The organism is Corallococcus sp. AB032C, assembly GCF_003668935.1.
GTDB lineage: Bacteria > Myxococcota > Myxococcia > Myxococcales > Myxococcaceae > Corallococcus > Corallococcus exiguus.
The window spans coordinates 38,068-55,136 of sequence record NZ_RAWP01000012.1 but is presented as its reverse complement, the minus strand read 5'-3'; the positions used below and the strand labels follow the sequence as shown (position 1 = coordinate 55,136).

The 17,069-nt window shown below is 69.6% G+C and carries 13 protein-coding genes and 1 pseudogene; 10 read left to right on the top strand and 4 right to left on the bottom strand.

What is annotated here, in order from left to right:
* Positions 1 to 2: 2 nt before the first annotated feature.
* A complete protein-coding gene (locus tag D7X99_RS07580; RefSeq protein WP_169849527.1) occupies positions 3 to 920 on the bottom strand; it encodes a DUF2381 family protein in 918 nt (305 codons plus the stop codon).
* Positions 921 to 944: 24 nt separating this feature from the next.
* Entirely contained in the window at positions 945 to 2,765 is a 1,821-nt protein-coding gene (locus D7X99_RS07575) for a serine/threonine-protein kinase (RefSeq protein WP_121777170.1), read from the bottom strand.
* A gap of 157 nt (positions 2,766 to 2,922) precedes the next feature.
* Here D7X99_RS07575 and D7X99_RS07570 point away from each other — a divergent pair.
* Positions 2,923 to 3,283: pseudogene (locus D7X99_RS07570) on the top strand (helix-turn-helix transcriptional regulator).
* Between the two features lie 6 nt (positions 3,284 to 3,289).
* On the opposite strand, the gene D7X99_RS07565 reads toward D7X99_RS07570, so the two are convergent.
* Both D7X99_RS07565 and mutS read right to left on the bottom strand, forming a co-directional pair.
* Positions 3,290 to 4,456, bottom strand: a complete 1,167-nt coding sequence (locus D7X99_RS07565) for a serine/threonine-protein kinase (RefSeq protein WP_121777169.1) — start codon at positions 4,454 to 4,456, stop codon at positions 3,290 to 3,292.
* A 127-nt stretch (positions 4,457 to 4,583) separates the two neighbouring features.
* Entirely contained in the window at positions 4,584 to 7,349 is a 2,766-nt protein-coding gene (gene mutS / locus D7X99_RS07560) for a DNA mismatch repair protein MutS (protein ID WP_121777168.1), read from the bottom strand.
* A gap of 151 nt (positions 7,350 to 7,500) precedes the next feature.
* On the opposite strand from mutS, the gene nhaA reads away from it, so the two are divergent.
* The 9 genes from nhaA (at position 7,501) to D7X99_RS07515 (ending at position 17,062) form a co-directional block, all read left to right on the top strand.
* The gene (nhaA, locus tag D7X99_RS07555; RefSeq protein WP_121777167.1) at positions 7,501 to 8,856 is read left to right on the top strand and encodes a Na+/H+ antiporter NhaA; all 1,356 of its coding nucleotides are present in this window, start codon (positions 7,501 to 7,503) and stop codon (positions 8,854 to 8,856) included.
* Entirely contained in the window at positions 8,853 to 10,538 is a 1,686-nt protein-coding gene (locus tag D7X99_RS07550; RefSeq protein WP_121777166.1) for an AarF/ABC1/UbiB kinase family protein, read from the top strand. The genes nhaA and D7X99_RS07550 overlap by 4 nt, the downstream gene beginning before the upstream one ends.
* Before the next feature lie 169 nt (positions 10,539 to 10,707).
* Entirely contained in the window at positions 10,708 to 11,166 is a 459-nt protein-coding gene (locus tag D7X99_RS07545; RefSeq protein ID WP_147476057.1) for a cytochrome c, read from the top strand.
* Positions 11,166 to 12,656 carry a hypothetical protein gene (locus D7X99_RS07540; protein WP_121777165.1) on the top strand — a complete coding sequence of 497 codons (1,491 nt, stop codon included), beginning with the start codon at positions 11,166 to 11,168 and terminating at the stop codon, positions 12,654 to 12,656. The genes D7X99_RS07545 and D7X99_RS07540 overlap by 1 nt, the downstream gene beginning before the upstream one ends.
* A gap of 168 nt (positions 12,657 to 12,824) precedes the next feature.
* Positions 12,825 to 13,079, top strand: coding sequence for a hypothetical protein (locus D7X99_RS07535; RefSeq protein ID WP_121777164.1), 255 nt, complete (start codon positions 12,825 to 12,827; stop codon positions 13,077 to 13,079).
* On the top strand, positions 13,076 to 13,360 hold the full coding sequence (locus tag D7X99_RS07530; RefSeq protein WP_147476056.1) for a hypothetical protein: 285 nt from the start codon (positions 13,076 to 13,078) through the stop codon (positions 13,358 to 13,360). Before D7X99_RS07535 ends, D7X99_RS07530 begins: the two co-directional genes overlap by 4 nt.
* Positions 13,357 to 15,315, top strand: a complete 1,959-nt coding sequence (locus D7X99_RS07525; RefSeq protein WP_121777162.1) for a glycosyltransferase family 1 protein — start codon at positions 13,357 to 13,359, stop codon at positions 15,313 to 15,315. The genes D7X99_RS07530 and D7X99_RS07525 overlap by 4 nt, the downstream gene beginning before the upstream one ends.
* Complete coding sequence (locus D7X99_RS07520; RefSeq protein ID WP_121777161.1) at positions 15,312 to 16,241, top strand: hypothetical protein; 930 nt, start codon at positions 15,312 to 15,314, stop codon at positions 16,239 to 16,241. The genes D7X99_RS07525 and D7X99_RS07520 overlap by 4 nt, the downstream gene beginning before the upstream one ends.
* Complete coding sequence (locus tag D7X99_RS07515; RefSeq protein ID WP_121777160.1) at positions 16,238 to 17,062, top strand: endonuclease/exonuclease/phosphatase family protein; 825 nt, start codon at positions 16,238 to 16,240, stop codon at positions 17,060 to 17,062. The genes D7X99_RS07520 and D7X99_RS07515 overlap by 4 nt, the downstream gene beginning before the upstream one ends.
* The last annotated feature ends 7 nt before the right edge of the window (positions 17,063 to 17,069 follow it).

Genomic DNA, 17,069 nt, shown 5'->3' with positions numbered 1-17,069 from the left:
GCTCAAGGGAAGGTCACATTCCCGAGCGTGATGCTCCGAGGCCCATCTGCCTCCCAGAGCTTGAGCGAGAAGGGCCCGTGGACTTCGGCCGCCGGAGCCTCTGCCTCCACGATCACGCGTCCTTCGGGTCCCCCCGGCAGGATGGGCTTTGCTTGCCACACGCGAAGGATCTTCAACTCCTCGCCGGACCTGCCTTTGAGCGTCGCCCCCTCCGCCCTCCACGGCAGCGTTCCAGTCTCTACCTCAATCCTGACATCCACAGCCGCCAGCTTGCTGGAGCGATAGCTGTAGATTGTGGTCGGCTTCAATGCACGGGTCACCGTCATCGCGACGGACCTCGTCAGGACCTGCCCCGCCACGCCATCCGGATTCAATCCGTCATTGATGAGGATTCCCGTCAATCCACTTGGCGCCCCATGGTCAGACACCATTCGTGCCAGCTCCTCCTTGCAACGGAAGATTTCCACCCGTGCATCCCGGATCTCCTGCTGGTACGTCTCAATCGTCCGCTGCTCTCGGTAAACTTCGATGGTGGCCTCTGCTTTCGCCGGATGCACCTTCAGCAGGAACACCGCGGTCGATGGCGCTGCACCGTCCCGGAAGCGCACCATCAGCTTGAACCGTTCTCCCGGTATGGCGCTCGTCGTGGGCATGAGCCTGAGGGTGGCCTGCCCCACGTCTACGAGCGAAAAGCGTTGTCGGCCTTCCAGTTCAATGCTCTCCCGCTGTAACTCCGAGTCGAAGAGAAGCATCGTGGAAAGGCCCGGGCTGATCATGATTTCGCTGATGGTCCCAGTTCCCTCCGGACTCAATTCAATGCGCCGCGAACCTGGCACTGAAGATGAAACCTCTGGCTGCGCGACCGCCGCGGTCCCAATGAGAGGCAGCCCCAGGAGAACGACCCATGAAAAAGGAGGCACTCGACAATCTTTCCGTTGGAGTTGCTATTCGAACTCAGCGACCGCCTTCACAGTGGCAATCGTGAAGATGCGCGCGCGAGACGGAGAGTCATCGCCTGGTTCTCGCACGATCCCCCTCGGCCCCTCTTCAGCATGGACATCAAAACATACAGGGAAGCTGTCACCCTGCGGCGTCGTCGCCCAGGTGAGGCGAGCATAGACACGGTCACGCACGATGCTCCGCCCGGACAAGGCGGTCCTGCCCGGCAGGCCCTTTCCTCCGCCAATGATGAGGACTTCGACAGGGCCCTCGCCAATTGAAATGACCCGAGGCTCGCCCAAATCGAAGCGCACTGGCGTCGTGTCCCCAATGGCTACCCCCCACTTCGCCATGGCCTTCACGGCTCCAATCGGACACGGCTCCGGCGGCGGAGGCTGGCGCACCTGCGGTCCAGGACACGCGAGCGCCGTGCAAGCCGCCGCAGTGCTCACCGCACGGGCCATGACGCCCAGTCCTTTCTTCGCGGGCTTCTGGGGGAGCTGAAGGGGCTGCGTGTCTTTCGGCGGCGTCGTCACGGTGGCTGAATCCTCCTGGAGCGTCGCGGGGAGCGCGACGGCCGCGGCGGTGGCCTTCGGCCCGGTGGGGGCCGCGGCGCGGTCAGCTTGAGGCGACTCGGAAGAAGCCGCTACTTCCTGACGGGCCGGGTCGCCCCCCTCGATTCGGGACGGCCAGAGCATCCGCGTCGCCCCCGCTGCGAACAGCACCAGGACCAGCGCAACCGTCGTCCACGCCCGCGAACGCCCACGTGGTTTCGGCGCCGCCTTCACGAGGGGTTGGGGGACGGCCATCGCGGCTTCGGCGGCGGGCGGAGCTGCCCGCTTGCCCCGGCGGGGCCGGTACAGGGGCGCACGCAGCCACAGTTCCTCGCTGTCCCGGCCCCCTTCCGTCGTCGCGGTGTCCTCGCCGTAGGCATCGCAGAGCGGCAAGTCCCACTGCGCGTCCGCGCCCGCAAGCACCCGCTCCAAGTCCGTCACGGCAGCCAGGGCGCTCAACGTGCGCGTCTCCGGCGTCTTCTCCAGCAGGCGCATGCACACGTCGCTCAGCGTGCGGGGGACCCGTGCGTTCTCCACGTGCGGCGCCACCGGCTCGCGGTTCATGACGGCCTCGATGAAGCTGGGGTCGTCGGGCTCGTCGAAAGGCTTCCGTGCCGTCAGCAGCGCGTAGAGGACCAGGCCCATTGCCCATAAATCGTCCGGAGGCCCGGCCTCGTAACGGGCACCGAGCACGTGGACATGCTTCCGGAAGAAGCGCCACGCCTCCGGGGCGCGGTACTCCGGCGTCGCCGGCGGAAGGATGTCCACCGTCAGCCCCCTCGCGCCCTCGTAATCGCCGATGCCGAAGTCCAGCAGCTTGGCCACGCCGTCCGAGGCCCGCACCATGATGTTGGCTTCCTTCACATCCCGGTGCAGAACGCCCGCCGCGTGCGAAGCCGCCAGCGCCCGCGCCACGCCCAGCACCACGCGCGCCACCTGTCGCGCCGTGGGGTTCTCTTCGTCCGCCCAGACGTCCAGCCGGCGCCCGTCCACGTACTCCATGGCGATGACGGCGAATTGCGGCGCCCCGGGCGGCCACAAGCCGTATCCCTGAAGTCCCACCACGTTGGGGTGGTGCAGCTTCAAGAGGATGGAGACCTCCCGCTCCACCCGCTCACCCACGCGGGGCAGGTGCAGCAGCTTCAAGGCGAAGGGCTGGCCCGCGTTGCGCGCGAGGTACACCGTGCCGAAGCCGCCCTGCCCCAGCTGACACTCCACCGCGTAGCCCAGCACCTCGGCCCCGGGCGGCAGGATGGCGGGTGGCGGCCTCATGACGTCCTTCCTCGGGAACTTCGGGCCACTCGCATGCGACGTCCTCTCCGCGCGGGCGTGCACGCTGCCAGCAGCCCGGTGTCGTCTGATAAACCTCGCGCGGCACCTGGGATGCCCCAGCTGCGCATCCTCCTCCACCTGCTCCCGAGCCGGTCCCATGAATGAAGAACTGGCCATCACCCTCGGCAGAACCGCCCGTGCCGCCCGCGAAGAGCAGGGCCTGACGCAAGCCGAGGTAGGCCCCCCGCGTCGGCCTTCTCTCCACCGTCTACAGCCGCCTGGAGCGCGGGAAGATGCTGCCCAGTGTCCCGACGCTCTACCGGCTGTGCACGGAGCTGAAGGTGTCCCCGGAGGACATGCTGGGCCTCACCGCCCTGGTGCGAGGCCGCAAGGGCCAGCGCCCGCGCCCGCGTGAGGACGAGACCCCCGCCCTGCGGCGGCTGCTCTACCTCGCGCGCAAGCTGGACGCGGAGAAGCTGGAGGCGCTCCTTCATGTCGCCACCGTCCTGACCCGCTGAAGGCTGCTACCTCCGCGGGGGCAGTCCTCCGAACTCGTGCTCCTCCAGTCCTTCAGGGAAGAGGCCACCCTCGCCGAACTCCACCGCGTCCCGCAGGCAACTGCCCTCGGCCAGCACGAGCGCCACCTCTTCGGAAGCCTCGTGGCGCCCATAGCCCGGGTGCCGTTCCGCCAACGCGGCACGGAGAGCGCCACACAGGTCCGCCGCCGTGGCGAAGCGCTCCGTCGGGTCGGCTCGCAGGGCCGTGTGCAGCAGCGCCTTCACGTCCGGCGAGAGCCCCGCGACCGCCGCTTCGACGTCCGCAGGGCTGAACCTCGCGAGCAGGATGCGCATCTGCGTCAGCGGCAGGGAGGGGAGGATCTCAATCCGCAGGGGCGCCAGTCCCGTGGGGACCAGGTGCACGTCCTGCACGTCGAAGAGGTGCTTGCCGGTGAGCAACTCCACCAGCAGCACGCCCAGGCTGAAGACGTCGGAGCGCGGAGACAGCGGCTGCTTTTCCAGGTACTCGGGCGAGGCATAGGCCACGTCCCCCCGGACGAGGTTCATGGGGGACTCCTCGCGCCCCACCATCATCGAGTACGCCGCGCCGAAGTTCGTCAGCTTCACTCCGCCGTGCGCGCCCACGTAGACGTGCCGGGGATTGACGTCGCGGTGGATGATGCCGAGCGGCCTGCCCTCCTCGTCCGTCAGCGTGTGTGCATGGTGCAACGCCTCCGCGAGCTCCGCGCCCACGTAGAGGCCGAAGGCCTCGGAGACAGGCCTGCCGCGCGCAACCCCCGCGCTGACCAGCGTCTCCAGCGAAGGCCCGTCCACGTGCTCCATGACGACGTGCAGGAAGTCCTCGTGCACCTTCCGGAAGTAGACCTGGGCGATGCCGGGATGGTTGAGGCGGAAAGCCAGCTGGACCTCCTCCACCAGCCGCTTGCGGCGCAGGTAGGTGGAGGGGTTGGGCAGCCGGCGCACGAGGCAGAGGCCTGACAATGCATCGTCTGCCTCCTGTCTCCGACGGGCCAACATCAGCAGCTCCCCCGTCTGCATCCGCACCAGCTCGCGGACGGCCTCGTAACGGATGCCATCGACGCAGAAGAGGAGGCGCGGCGCTTCAGGCGTCGGCGGAGGCTGGCGACGCGCGGGCTGGGTGCTACCTCCGCGGTCGGGGGTGGACGGGGTCATGACTCCTCCGGGCATGAGCAGGGGCGCGAGCGCGCCGCACGGGGAGTCTCCACTTATTGAACTTTAAAAGTCCACCATGCAGAATCTGTCAGGTGTTCTTCATGACCGGCGCGACGCCCTCCGCCTCTCAGGAGGTACCCAAGGTCTGCTTCAGCTTCGCCAGCAGGTTGAGCGCGTCCAGCGGCGTCATCCGGTCGATGGATGCGCTCCGGAGTGACTCCAGCACCTCCGCATGCTCGGGAGGCGCGGCCACGGGAGCCGGCTGCGGAGCCCCACCGAACAGCCCCAGCTGTCCCGCGTTCACCGGGGCCACGCGCTTCGTGGAGCGCACCGCCACGCGGGGACGGCCCGCGTCGTCCAGCTCACCGGACTCCAGGTTCTGGAGCAGCTCACGGGCGCGCGACACCACCTCCGGCGGCAGGCCCGCGAGCTTCGCGACCTCGATGCCGTAGGAGCGGCTGGCCCCGCCAGGAATCAGCTTGCGCAGGAAGATGACCTTGCCGCCCTGCTCCTTCACGGCGATGCACAGGTTCTTCACCCGGGGCCGCTCGCGCGCCAGGTCCACCAGCTCGTGGTAGTGCGTGGCGAAGAGCGCTCGCGCGCCCACCTTGTCGTGGATGTGCTCCGCCACCGCCCACGCGATGGACAAGCCGTCGAACGTGGACGTGCCACGGCCAATCTCATCCAGGATGACCAGGCTCTTCCTCGTGGCGTGATGGAGGATGTGGCTGGTCTCCGTCATCTCCACCATGAACGTGGACTGCCCTCGGGCCAGATTGTCCGCCGCGCCCACGCGCGTGAAGATGCGGTCGCACAGGCCGATGCGCGCCGCCTTCGCCGGCACGAACGAGCCCGCCTGCGCCATCAGCGCCGTCAGCGCCACCTGCCGCATCACCGTGCTCTTGCCCGCCATGTTCGGGCCGGTGATGACCAAGAGCTGCGCGTCCTCCGGATCCAACCGCACGTCGTTGGGGACGAAGGACTCGCCCGCGCCCAGCATCCGCTCCACCACCGGGTGCCGGCCGCCGGTGATGGTCAGCCCCTCGCCCGCGTCCACCTGGGGCCGGGTGTAGCCGTACTCCGCCGCGCACCGCGCGAACGACACCAGCGCGTCCGCCGTGGCCACCGCCTCCGCCGCGGAACGGATGCGCGGCGCCGCGGCGATGACCTTCGTGCGCAGCTCCTCGAAAAGCTGGAGCTCCAGCACCACGCGGCGCTCCTCCGCCGTGAGGACCTTCTCCTCGTACTCCTTCAGCTCCTCGGTGACGAAGCGCTCCGCGCCCACCGTGGTCTGCTTGCGGATGTAGTCCTTGGGCACCGCGTGGAGGTTCGCCTTCGTCACCTCCAGGTAGTAGCCGAAGACCTTGTTGTAGCGGATCTTCAGCGAGGAGATGCCCGTGCGGTCCTTCTCCCGCTGCTCCAGCTTGAGCAGGTAGTCCTTGCCCGTGGTGGACAGCGCCACCAGGTCATCCAGCTCCGCGTGGTAGCCCGGCCGGATGAAGCCGCCCTCGCGGATGATCACCGGCGGCTCGTCCGTCACCGCGCGCATCAGCAGGTCCGCCAGCTCCGGCAGCGCGCCCAGCGGCCCGGACAGCGACTTCAAGAGCGCCGCGTCACACCGCGCGAGCGCCGCGCCCAGCCTCGGAAGCTGCGTCAGCGACAGCCCCAACGCGCGCAAATCCCTGGCGTTGCCCGCGCCCAGCGACAGCCGGCCGCACAGCCGCTCCAGGTCGCCCACCTCCTTGAGCGTGGCCACCAGCTCCTCGCGCCACACGCTCTTGCCGGACAGCTCCTCCACGGCGTCCAGCCGCGCTTCGATCTCCGGCAGCGAGCACAGCGGCGCGGACAGCCAGCGCGCCAATTTGCGCGCGCCCAGGCCCGTGGCCGTCCTGTCCAGTACGCCCAGCAGCGACCCCTTGCGGCCGCCGTCGCGCAGGCTCTTGAGCACCTCCAGGTTGCCCCGCGAGGACTCGTCCATCACCAGGCAGCCCGCGCGCTCCTGGCGCGACAGCCGGTCCACGTGCGCCGCGGGCGTCTTCTGCGTGTCCTTGAGGTAGCGCAGCGCGGCCCCGGCCGCTCCGGTGGCCAGCGGCGAGCCGTCCAGACCAAACGCGGACAGCGACTGCACGTTGAAGTGCGAGCGCAGGAACGCGGAGGCCCGGGTGGGCTCGAAGGCCGCGCCCTCGCCTTCCGCCACGGCCGGCACGCGCGACAGCCGCTGGCACACCTGCACCACCTCCGGCGCGTCCCGCATGCCCTGCGGCACCAGCAGCTCGCGCGGCTCCACGCGCGACAGGCCCTCCACCAGCTCCGACAGGCCCTGGGCCTCGAAGGTGTAGAACTCGCCGGTGGACGCCTCCAGCAGCGCCGCGCCGAAGCCCGCTTCACCCCAGCACACGGCCGCGAGGAAGTTGCTGGCCTGCGGCTCCAGCACCTCGTCGTCCAGCACCATGCCGGGGGTGATGACCCGCGTGACTTCCCGCTGCACGATGCCCGGCCCCGCGCCCGGCTCCGTCACCTGCTCGCAGATGGCGACCTTGAGGCCGTGCTCCACCAGCTTCGCGATGTACCGGCGCGAGGAGTGGTACGGCACCCCGCACATGGGGATCTTGTCCGCGCCCTTGGCCCGGGCCGTGAGGGTGATCTGGAGCAGCTCCGAGGCCTTCACCGCGTCCTCGAAGAACATCTCGTAGAAGTCACCCAACCGGAAGAAGAGCACCGTGTCCGGATGGAGCGCCTTCACCTCCAGGTACTGGCGCATCATCGGGGTCAGGGAAGCGATCTCCCGCGCACCCGCGGGGGCCTCACCCGTTCCGACTTCCGGAGTCGTGTCCACGTCGGGCAGCACCACGTCCGCCGCCTTGCCTGTCTTCGCCTGCTGCGTCAACGCCATCCCCGACCTTCTCTCACGGCCTTACCCCCGGATCAACGAACCGGCGCCCCTACCTGGTGCGTATGCCTACCACCGGCGTCCGACATTTCGGCGGGCTCCTTTCCGAAAACGGTTTCCTGGCCCCCTGCCCCCCGGCAGTCTGCCCGGCGACATGGCGACCTCACCCCAGACGACTACCCGCCCTCCCGTTCCCGCCCTGTTCAAGGTGGCCCTGGCCCCCGTACAGGCGTTCTTCCGGCTGGAGGCCAGCAGTGGAATCCTCCTGGCGCTCTGCGCGGTGGCCGCGCTCGCGTGGGCCAACTCACCCTGGGGCGCCACCTACGCCGCCGTCTTCGACGCCCCCCTGCACCTGGAGATCGTGGGCCACGGCGGCCACTTCACCTTCCGCGAACTCATCAACGACGGGCTGATGACGCTCTTCTTCTTCCTCGTGGGGATGGAGATCAAGCGCGAGCTGGCCGCGGGCGAGCTGCGCACCTTCTCCCGCGCGGTGCTGCCGCTCATCGCCGCGCTGGGCGGCATGGTGGTGCCCGCCGGGCTCTACTTGTTCTTCACCCGGGGCACGCCCGCGCAGGGCGGCTGGGCCATCCCCATGGCCACGGACATCGCGTTCGCCATCGGGTGCCTCACGCTGGTGAAGGCGCGCGTGGGCCACGGGCTGGTGGTGTTCCTCACCGCGCTCGCCATCTTCGACGACATCGGCGGCATCCTCGTCATCGCGCTCTTCTACGGCACGGGCCTTCACGTCGAGTGGCTCGCGGTGGCCGCGGGCCTGGTCGCGGTGCTCTGGAGCTTCAACCGCTTCTACGTGCGCAACGGCCTGCTCTACGCCGCCGTGGGCCTGGCGCTCTGGTACGCCATGCACCACGGCGGCATCCACGCCACGCTGTCCGGCGTGGTGCTGGGCCTCTGCATCCCCGCGCTGCCCACCCGCCCGGGGCGCGAGGTGCTGGAGGAGCTGGCGGAGTACATCAAGGGGCTCGTGTCCCAGCCGGACGACGAGGCCGCTCGGGGCGCGCAGCTGCTCCACATCGAGGAGGCGCTGGAGGACATCGAGCCGCCGCTCAACCGCTTCGTGCACCTGTGGCACGGCTACGTGGCGTACGGCATCGTGCCCCTGTTCGCGCTGGCCAACTCCGGCGTGGACGTGTCCGGCATGTCGCTTTCGGACCTGCTCAAGCCCCTGCCGCTGGGCATCATCGTGGGCCTCTTCGTGGGCAAGCAGGTGGGCATCTTCCTGTTCACCTGGGCGGCGGTGAAGGCGGGCGTGTCCCCCCTGCCCGCGGGCGGCAGCCTCGCCCAATTGCACGGGGTGTCGGTGGTGGCCGGCATCGGCTTCACGGTGGCCCTCTTCGTGGGCGGCCTGGCCTTCGCCAACCAGCCGGCCCTGCTGGCCGAGGCCAAGCTGGGCATCCTGACGGGCTCGCTGCTCTCCGCCGTCGCGGGCTACGTCCTCTTGCGCTACGTGGCCCGTCCAGCCCAGGCTCCCGCGCAGCCCTCGCCATGAACCTCCAGGACCTCAACCGCATCCGGCAGATCGCCCTCATCGCCGCCCGCCACGGCTTCGGCGAGGTGACCGAGCGCGCGGGCGTCTGGCGCATGCTCGGCGGCCGCAAGGAGAAGGTGGAGGTCTCCGAGGAGGCCCGCCGCGAGTCCACCGCGCGCCGCTTCCGCCTCTTCCTGTCGGAGCTGGGCCCCACGTTCATCAAGCTGGGCCAGGTGCTCTCCACCCGCGCGGACCTGCTGCCCGCGGAGTTCGTGGAGGAGCTGGCCACTCTTCAGGACGACGTGGAGGCCATCCCCCTGGAGCAGGTCCACGCGCAGATCCGCGACGCCCTGGGCAAGGACGTGCAGGAGCTGTTCGCCCAGGTGGATCCGGAGCCGCTCGCCGCCGCGTCCATCGCCCAGGTGCACCGCGCGGTGACGCTGGACGGCGAGGAGGTCGTCATCAAGGTGCAGCGCCCCGGCATCGCCCAGCGCATCGACGCGGACCTGGGCGTGCTGCGCTCGCTGGCGCGCCTGCTGGAAGCCGTGGTGGAGGAGACGGGCATCTACTCGCCCTCCGGCATCGTGGACGAGTTCGACCGGGCCATCCACGAGGAGCTGGACTTCATCAACGAGGCCACCAACATCCGCGCGTTCCTGGAGAACCACAAGGACCGCCCGTACCTCAAGATTCCGCGCGTGCACGCGGCGCTCTCCAGCCGCACCGTGCTCACCATGGAGTTCATCCGCGGGGAGAAGATCCACCCCGCCGCCCTGCCGGAGGCGGACCGCAAGCAGATCGCCCAGCACATCCTGGAGGCCAGCTTCCGCCAGCTCTTCGACGACGGCCTGTTCCACGGAGACCCGCACCCCGGCAACGTGCTGCTCATGGAGGGCAACCGGCTGGCGCTCCTGGACTTCGGCGTGGTGGGCCGGCTCACCCGCCCCATGCAGGAGACGCTGGTGATGCTGTGCCTGGCGGTGGCGCTCAAGGACAGCGACTCCGTGGCGCGCATCCTCTACCGCGTGGGCGTGCCGGACGCGCGCGCCAACCTGATGGGCTTCCGCAACGACATCGAGGCCATCCTCGGCCAGCACCTGCCCACCACGCTGGGCCAGGTGGACGCGCGCACGCTCCTGCGCGACCTGTTGGATCTGGCCGTGAAGTACCGCATCCGCATCCCCAAGGAGTACGCGCTGCTGTCGCGCGCCTCCATCTCCACCGAAGGCATGCTGCGCGGGCTCTACCCGGAGCTGAACATCATCGAGGTCGCGCTGCCGTACGCGAAGGAGCTGATGGCGGGCCGCTACGACCCCTCGCAGCTCCAGGGCGGCCTGATGCGCACGCTCCTGCGCTTCCAGTCCATGGCGCAGGACCTGCCCACGCAGCTGTCGCAGATCTTGTTGGACCTGGAGACGGGCAAGTTCAGCGTCACGGTGCGCGCGGAGCAGTTCGACAAGCTCAACGAGAACCTGCGCAGCGTGGCCGTCATCGCCTTCCTGGGCCTGTGCGCGTGCGGCTTCATCGTGGGCGCGTTCATCGCCTTCGCGCCCCGGCCGCCCATGTACGGGAACGTGCCGGTGCTGGGCATCGTCGGCATCGCGCTGGCGGCGGCCCTCTTCGGCGCGGTGCTCACCTGGTACCTGTTCGGCGGCCGGTTCGGGAAGGTCAGCGTGAAGCGCTTCCTCAAGAAGCGCAGGTAGCCGGGGACCTCCCGGGCGGGTGTGACAACGGCCCACCTGGGGATGGGCAAGCGGCGAAGGGAGCGCGTGTCACGTCAGCGCGAACGGATCCGTTGAGGGGTGCACAGTCAGGCTCTGCCCGGGTAGTCTGCGGGGCTTGTCGTTCCCCCCTCTTGCCCCCGTGCTCGACTTGTCCGCGAACCCAACCGCCGCCCGTCGTCCGTATCGCGCCCCGCTGGCCACGCTGTTCGCGGCCGCGCTCCTCGCCACCACCGCCGGCTGTGCTGGCGGGCTCGATGACCCCGAGCGCTTCACCGGGGGCTCCAGCTCCTGCGCCGCCGGCACCACCGGCGCGAGCATCATCCAAGCGCAGTGCTTGTCGTGTCACTCCACGGATGCCAACGGCTCGGCGGGGGGGGGCCTGGACCTGCAGGCGTCCGGCCTCCCCGGGCGGCTCTACACCACCAACGCGGCGTGCAATTCCAAGCCGCTGGCGGACAGCGCCAATCCGTCCCAGTCCTTCTTCCTGATGAAGCTCACGGCTTCTCCGGGCTGCGGCGCGCGGATGCCGCTGGGCGCGTCGCTGAACGCCTCCGACACCGCGTGCCTCTCCGAGTGGCTGGTCGCCGGAAAGCCGAGCTCCCCGTGATGACGCGCACCCGTCATGTCTCCGCCGCGGCCCTCCTGGGCGCGGCCCTGCTGCTCGCCCCCACTGCTGACGCCGCGCCGAAGAAGGCGTCCGCGAAGACGGCGCAGGCCACGAAGAAGAAGGCCCAGGCCGCGGAGGCGCGCCGCGTGGCGGTGCTCGCCTCCGGTCCGCACGCGGACGCCGCGCGCGACGCGCTGGAGGCGGAGCTGGCCCGCCGTCCGGCCCGCTACGAAGTCGTCCCCGAGTCCGCGGTGCGCGCCGCCGCCTCGCGCATGGGAAGGGATCCGACGCAGCCCGCTGGCGCCGCCGCCGTGGCGAGCGAGCTGGGCCTGAGCGCGGTGGTGGTGGCGGACACGTCCACGGTGGGCAAGAAGCACCAGGTGCGCGTCACCGTGCGAAACGGCAAGGACGGCAAGGCGCTGGCCTCGCCCGCGGCCGCGAAGCCCGCCACGCCGAAGCTGGTGCCCGTGGCGGTGAAGCGCCAGTGGACGGCGCTGGAGCGCGGCCTGCAGAAGTCCAGCGCGCCAGTGGCCGCCCCGGTGGCGCCCCCGCAGCCCGCCACGCCGGTGGAGCCGGAGCCAGCGCTGAAGCCCGCGACGCCCATCGCGGAGACGCCGGCCCCCACGAAGACGCCCGCCGCGGAGCCCAACCGCAAGCCGGTGGCCGCCACTCCCAAGGAGAACAAGGCCCCGGAGAAGCCGGAGGACTCCTCCTCCACGGAGCCAGAGCTGACGGCCTCCGCGCCCATCGTGGAGGGCGCGCTGGGCCTGAAGCTGTTCGGCCGGTCGCTGCGCTACAAGGACGACGTGTTCGGCGTGCTGCGGCCGTACACGCTGGGGCCGGACGTGGGCGGCTTCGCGCTGCCGGGCGCGCCCCAGGTGGCGGGTGACGTGACGGTCTATCCGCTCGCGGCTTTCAAGAAGGGCGCGCTGGCGCGGCTGGGCATCACGGGCTCCATTGATCAGTCCTTCGGGCTGAAGTCCACGGGCTCCTCGGGCGAGGTCACCTACCCCACCACGGCGCGCGAGTGGCAGGCGGGCCTGCGCTACGTGATCCCCTTCGGCGCGGCGAAGCAGCACGGCTTCGAAGTCACCGGCACGTACGGGATGAACACGTTCCGCATCGACGCGGTGGACGGCGAGCGGCCGTTGGACCTGCCCAACGTGGAGTACAAGACCGCGGGCCTGGGGCTGGGCGTGCGGGCGGCGCTGTCGGAGAAGTTCGACTTCAACTTCCGGCTTGGCTACCAGCACCCGCTGGACTCCGGCGAGCTGTCCTCGGACGCGTGGTTCCCGCGCATGTCCGCGGGCGCCGTCACGGGGAGCGCCACGCTGGCGTACCGGCTCAACCGCATCCTGGACGTGAGGTTGAAGGCGGACCTGCGCCGCTACTTCTTCAAGTTCAACCCGGAGCCGGGCGACCCGTACGTCGCCGGTGGCGCCGTGGATCAGTACCCCGGCCTGTCGCTCCAGGTGGGCTTCCGTTACTAGTCGTGGAGTGTTTGCCCATTCCTGGAATGGGCAAACACCCAACCCGGGAGGGAGGGCAGGCAATACCAACCCATCCCTACCCTGTTTTTGCAGGGGTGCGATTGCAATGCGACGCCGGCCGGTGGATCCTGCTTCACGCCACGTGAACAGGATTCAACCGGAGACCGGATGTCCGACCCCGTACGCGTCGTGTTTCGCAATCAGGCCAACGCGCCTGTGACCGTCATCATCAACGGCTATCAGAACGCCAGCAGCGTCCCGGCCCGTGTCTATTCGGGGCAGGTCACCGGCATGAGCGGCGTCTTCCAGGTGTCTGGCTATGCCACGTACGCCTGCTCCGCCTATGCGACGACCATGGTGTCCCCTTCGCTCGCGCCCCAGACGGACGTGTCCATCGTCTTCACCTCGGAGCAGACGCCATGAGCCAGATGCGTGTCGTGTTCGCGCCCTATCCGGTGCAGGGCTATCAGGCGGACATCAAGAAGCTCTCCCAGGGGCAGCCTCCCACCCAGCTGACGAACGCGCAGGTCCACAAGGCGGCGACCACCGACACCACCGCGACGTTCTCCGGCAGCCCGGGTGAGAGCTATTTCATGCAGCTCTATCCTTCGGGCGGGGCGAAGGCCCTCTCGGGGACGGCCACCTTCACTTCGGACGTCACCATCACCTTCGGCGCGCTCCTCACGGTCTTCGAGGAGGGATGAGCTCGCCGGCGCCACAGGAGACGCCCTCCCTCTTCCAGGTGTCGCTGCCCCGCTCCCTGTCGTCGACCACGTGGCAGTGGGCGCGAGAGCTGTTGGGGCTCGCGGCGCCTGGCTGGGTGACGGATGGCGAGGTGCTCAACCTGGAGCGCTTCTCTTTCGCGTCCACGGCCGCGGCCGTGCACTTCCTGCGTCCGTCGGACGGCCCCGCCTTCGACGCTGCCCGCGAGCACCTCCAGCACCTGGTGCGCCCCACCGGCTGGGCCTACAAGGACGTCACCCAGCCCTTCGTCGTCGCCGCCGCGCTCTCCCAACCCGGCCCCCTGCGGGTGCTGAAGATCCACCGCTCCCTCGCGGACGTCGCGCTCGCCATGGGGGATAAGGGCTGGACCTATCCGGCGCGAGGCGTGCGCCGCGACGACGCGGATGAGGCCCTCATCGAGGGCCTGCTCGACGCCCAGGAGGCGCTGGATTCCATTCCCGGGCTGGCCGTGGACTTCGACGACCTGGTGATGGACGAGCTCGCGCTGCCCGCGTCGTTGCGCAGCCTCTATCCCGGGCTCTCCATGCCCGACGCCGTCACCTTCGACGAGGCGTTCCTCCGGGCGCGGGACGAGGTCCTCACGCGACGCCGGAGCGAGCGCCACCGGATTCTGGGAGACCGGGTGCTCCAGGCCGTGCAGCGACGCGCGGAGCGCCGGGCAAAGCCCACGGACGCCCCCCGGGCCACGTCGCCGGGATCCGGGCGCCGGAGCCGCCCCCGCATCCTCGTGGTGGGAGACGCCGTGGCCCCCACCGGCTTCAGCCGCGTCACGGAGAGCATCTTCCGGCCCCTCTCCCGCGACTACGACATCCACCAGCTCGGCATCAAATACGCGGGGGGCGCCCACGACCTGCCGTGGACGCTGCATCCGGCCATCGACGCTCGCGGCGTCAGCAAGCTGCCGGAGCTGTGCGCCAGCTTGGCGCCGGACCTCGTCTTCCTCGTCAACGACATCTGGGTGCTCGGGGACCATGCCCGGGCGCTCGGCCGCGTTCCCGGGCGACACCGGCTGGTGGCCTACTGCCCCGTGGACTCCGGACCGCTGAGCGCGGGCTTCCTCGCGGGACTCCAGGGCGTCCACCGCCTCGTCGCGTACACCGCCTTCGGTCAGGGCGAATTGAGCGCCGCCGCGTCCCGGCTCTCCACCCCGCCCACCTGGCCCCGCGTGGACATCATCCCCCACGGCATCGACACGAGCGTCTTCCACCCCTTGGCGCCCATGGGCGGCTCGCTCGTCGCGTCCCGCCGCGCCAGCCGCGCCGCGCTCTTCGGGACGAACGAACTGGACGACGCCTTCATCGTCCTGAACGCCAACCGCAACCAGCCGCGCAAGCTCATCGACCTCACGGTGAGGGGCTTCGCCGCCTTCGCGCAGGGGCGCCCAGACGCCCGGCTCTACCTGCACATGGGCACCGAGGACGTGGGCTGGGACGTGCGCGGGCTGGCCGAGCGCTTCGGCATCACCGACCGCGTCATCATCAGCACGGATCAGCGCTTCGCGCCCCGGCTGTCGCTCGCCCAGCTCAACCACGTCTACAACGCGTGCGACGTGGGCGTGAACACCTCGAGCAGCGAGGGGTGGGGGCTCGTCGCCTTCGAGCACGCCGCCACGGGCGCCGCGCAGGTGGTCCCCGGCCACACCGCGCCGGGGGAGCTCTGGGCGGGCAGCGCCGAGTTGCTCGACGTGGCGTTGACCTTGTGCCAGCCCCGCATCCTCACGGATGCCCACGTGCCGTCCGTGGAGTCGCTGACGGCGGCGTTGACCCGGCTGTACGAAGACCGGGCGCACCTGGAGGCCCGCTCCCGGGCCGCCCACGCGCTCGCCACCCGCCCCACGTTCCGGTGGGACACCATTGCCCTGGCGTGGGCCCGCCTCTTCGAGGACGAGCTCACCCGGGGTGGAGGCCGTTCATGAACCCCCTCTATCAGCAGGCCCTCGCGGGAACCCTGGCTTCGGCGCCCACCGGCGGCATGCGCTCCCTCCGCTTCTGGAACAACCTGCCCGTGGACGCGCAGCTCTTCTACCTCACCGAGGATGCCACCCGGTGCGCCATGGGGGTCGTGCCCGCGGGCTATGCCGTCAACTTCTGGGTGGCCAATGGGGACTACATCAGCGGGTCCTGCCGCCACACGGGCTCATTCATGGGCCTGTGCGCCATCACCTCCAGCACCCCCAGCCTCTTCTTCGGCCCCAACTTCATGGTGGCCCCCAACGACATCGGCCTGCCCCCGCAGCCCACCTCCGAGGTCGTCATCCCCCCGGACTCCCCGCGCGTCCTCGTGGCGGCGGGCCTGCTGGCGAACCGCAACCGCACGATTCGTGAGCAGTACTGGCGGCGGCTGCCCGAGTCCTACACCATCGCGCCGGGTGAGACGCAGACCGTCAGCACCACGTCCACGTCGAACATGCAGCAGACGTCGTCGAGCACCGACACCGTCTCCGCCTCGCTCGGCACCAGCGCAAGCGCGGGCTGGGGGCCGATGTCCGTGGGCATCTCCGCCAGCTTGAGCGCCAGCTCCACCAGCTTCCAGGAGGTCTCGATCAGCACCGAGTACACCGCCTACGTCTCCGACACCCTCACCGCCACCGCGAGCTACACGCAGATGTTCCTCAAGTGGCAGTTGATGGACATCGTCAGCGTGCTCTCGCCGGACGGCGTGGTGCTCTCGAGCATCGTCAACGGCCTGTCCCCGACGCTGCTGCAGGGGCCCTACAACCTGTCGGACCTCTCCACGCTGGGCACCGCGAAGAAGGAGCGGAGGCTGCCGAGCCCGGGCTTCCCGCGCACGCGCGTCGCCGCCCGTCCGTTCCAGCCCCGGGCCGTGGCGGACCGCGGGTGATCATCGCGTACTGGAATACCCAGCGGGCCAGCGGCCTGAGGTCTCGAAACCTGGAGCCCCAGGCCCGCTGTCTCTGGTGTTGCCAGCAGATCCTTCAGTGGATCCTCGCGACCATCAACACCCACCAGGCCGTGCCCTCGCTCATCTTCCTGTCCGAGGTGTCGCAGGGCGGGGGGGAGCTGGCCGCGTACCTCAACTCATTCGGCGGCGGCTACCGGGCGCGCTACATCGCCGCGGGCGACAGGAACAACAATGCCAGCCCGTGCTCCTTCATCGTCATGTGGCAGGAAGAGCTGAATCCCGAGATCAAGATCATTGGCATCAGCCAGAGGCGGCCCCTGGTGCGGGTGCGGATGAGAGACCTCACCGTGGGGGGCGTCCACATCATCGCCAACTCCGAAAAGGCTCCAGATGAAATCCTCGATGACATCGCGGAGCTCCACTCGGAGCCGCATCCCGCGGTGCTCATCGGCGACATGAACTACGCCTGGAGCAGCCTCGACCAGGCGCGGACAGGAAACCCCGAGAGCCTGGAGGACGAGGTCGATTACCTCTACGACTGGGAGCCGGTCCACCCCCAACTCCAAGCCACCTTCGGCAAGGTCTCGGAGACGGGTGGGTTCAGGACCCAGATCCTCGACTACCTGTGGAAGTCCGAGGACGTCAGCCGCATCGAGGCGATGCCCCCGTTTCCCGGCTACAACCAGTGGACGCAGATCGACCATGCGCCCATCGCCTACCGCATCCACCTGAACGACGAGGACGAGCTGATGACCGATGAGGAGGACGAGATGGGCGACGACGCGAGGAGTGCGAAGTAGCGGATGC